General features: G+C 52.3%; 3 protein-coding genes. All 3 read left to right on the top strand.

The features are described 5' to 3' along the window. The first annotated feature begins 247 nt into the window (after positions 1–247). Entirely contained in the window at positions 248–700 is a 453-nt protein-coding gene (locus tag Q7R85_01580; protein MDO8584792.1) for a hypothetical protein, read from the top strand. Positions 701–808: 108 nt separating this feature from the next. Next, positions 809–1,048, top strand: a complete 240-nt coding sequence (locus Q7R85_01575) for a hypothetical protein (protein MDO8584791.1) — start codon at positions 809–811, stop codon at positions 1,046–1,048. A 78-nt stretch (positions 1,049–1,126) separates the two neighbouring features. Continuing rightward, the coding region (locus Q7R85_01570) for a class I tRNA ligase family protein (protein ID MDO8584790.1) at positions 1,127–2,503 on the top strand (1,377 nt) is incomplete at its 3' end.

The following is a 2,503-nucleotide window of genomic DNA, read 5'->3' as shown; positions in this document are numbered from 1 at the left end:
CTTCGTCGCGCACGCGTTCCTCATGGCTCCGGGTACGGTGATGGGTGGCGTGGGAACAACGACGTTCGACAAGGAGGATCTCCATATGTGGCCGCTCATCGGCCCGCCGCAGATGCCCGCGATCAAGGGCTGATGCGGCACAAGAGAGAATGCGAGAGACCGGTTGCCTTAGGGTGGCCGGTCTCTTTCCTTTTTGTGCCGATTGCGCGTACGATGAGCGTAGTGTATGTGCGGAAAGGAGTAAGCGATGTGGAAAATGCATTGGTACGAAATTGATCCGAGTATGCAGACGGAGATCATCGGCGCGCTGCTCCGGCTCACGCGCGTGAGTCAGCTGTACTGGACGAGTGTCGGGGAGAAGTTTCGCGTTGCGGCGTCGGGCGGTTGGATGTTCGCGATGAAGATCTGCGAGTTCACCGAATTGCCAACGCTCGTTGCGTATCGCGAGAGTTGCGCGATTGTTCTCGTGTGCGATCGGCAGAAATCTCGCGCGCCGGCGTCGACGATTATGTGGGGGCTCATGAATCTTCTGGATCGTCAGTTGCCGCCGCATGAGGTGAAAAGCATTGCCGGCGAGGACGGTAGGAACTTGGAGGATCGGTTTGAGGAAGACGTCGCGCGCCGGCTCGACATAACTGAGGGCGAAACAACCATCAACGCGTTGACTGGCGCGATACTCCGCGAACTTCGGGGCCGATGATGAATAATCTCGGCCCCTTAGCTTTTGAAAATTATCTCAATTGGGACGCTTGACCATCTTCGGCATTCATGTATCCTAAACGTAGCGTTTTGTTACAAGGAGAAACATATGTTTCCCATTCAGAAGGCGTGCCAGAAGCTCAATCGGCGCGTCTTCACCGAACTGGAACTGCGACGTGAAATCAGAAAGATCCTTCTCCGCTACTTTGCTGATATCCCGACGGAACTGCTCAGTCCGAAGGCGTTCATCGAGCTTCTGCAGGATCTGAAGTGGATCACTTGGTACATCCGAAGAGGAACGTCGTTCGCCGTCTTTGCTATGCCGCAACGCAAAGTGGTGAGAGCGTAAGCAGAGTGCCGCGAGGAGAGAACCTCGCGGCACTTCTCATTTTTGAAAAAATTTCAATAATCGTGCATACTCTATCTCATGGCATATAACCATCGGAAAATAGAAAAAAAGTGGCAGGCGGTGTGGGCAAAGGGAAGCTATAAATTGTGGCGCGCCGCCGATACATCAGCGAAACAGAAGAAGTATGTCCTAGACATGTTCCCGTATCCTTCAGGCGAGGGGTTGCACGTGGGGCATTTGCTGGGCTATGTCGGCTCGGACATTTTAAGCCGCTACTACCGCATGCGCGGATTTAATGTGCTGCACCCCATGGGCTGGGACGCGTTCGGATTGCCCGCGGAAAATTACGCGTTGAAGCACAAAATCCATCCTGAGGTTGCCGTCAAAAAAAATATCAAAAATTTTAAGCGCCAGCTTCAAGCGCCGGGCTTTAGCTATGATTGGAGCCGCGAGGTGAACACCACCGATCCGAACTACTATAAATGGACGCAGTGGATTTTTTTGCAGATGTTTAAGAAAGGATTGGCGTATGAGGCAAATATTCCGGTGAATTGGTGTCCAAAAGATTTGACAGTGTTGGCAAACGAAGAAGTGGCTGACGGCTGTTGCGAGCGGTGCGGCGCCGCTGTTGAACGCAAAAATTTGAAGCAGTGGGTGTTGAAAATCACCGCATACGCGGATCGGCTTTTGAAGGATTTAGACGCGCTGGACTGGCCGGAAAAAGTGAAAGAGCTTCAGCGGAATTGGATCGGGCGGTCGGAAGGGGCGCTAATAAAATTCCCAATTTCTAATTCCCAATTTCCAATTAAGGAATCTCCTCGACTTCGCTCGGAGAATAAAGAAAATTATTTCCTGAGCTCGTCGAAGGAATACATTGAGGTTTTCACTACTCGCCCAGATACGCTTGCGGGAGCAACATATCTTGTGTTGGCGCCGGAACATCCGGCACTCAAGAATCTGGAATCCGGAATTAAGAATTTGGAGGAGGTTAAAAAATACATCGCAGCCGCCACAAACCGCAGTGACCGCGAGCGGCAGGAGAACAAAGAAAAAACCGGCGTTGAATTGAAGGGCGTGAAAGTCGTCAATCCGCTGAACAACGAGGAGCTGCCTGTTTGGGTCGCGGATTATGTGTTGGGCGGCTATGGAACGGGCGCCATTATGGCGGTGCCGCAACACGACGAACGCGATCGCGCGTTCGCGGAAAAGTTTAAACTTCCGATTATTGACCGTCCGCTTATTCCGAAGGATGAGGTTGTTGCGAAGGTGGGTGGCAAAAAAACAATCAACTACAAACTCCGCGATTGGATTTTTTCGCGCCAACGGTATTGGGGCGAGCCCATTCCCGTTATCCATTGTTTGGATTGCGGTACGGTTGCGGTTCCCGAAAAAGATTTACCAGTGAAGCTTCCGAAGGTGAAATCGTACGAGCCGACGGGCACGGGGGAGTCGCCG

This window comes from bacterium, assembly GCA_030649055.1.
GTDB lineage: Bacteria > Patescibacteriota > Minisyncoccia > UBA6257 > JAUSGH01 > JAUSGH01.
The sequence above is the reverse complement of the archived record's forward strand: the minus strand, read 5'-3'. Positions and strand labels throughout refer to the sequence as shown.

What these genes read in the sequence shown, in the direction of transcription:
- Q7R85_01580 (MDO8584792.1), top strand. Translation starts at nt 248, where the DNA reads ATGTGGAAAATGCATTGGTACGAAATTGATCCGAGTATGCAGACGGAG.
- Q7R85_01575 (MDO8584791.1), top strand. Translation starts at nt 809, where the DNA reads ATGTTTCCCATTCAGAAGGCGTGCCAGAAGCTCAATCGGCGCGTCTTC.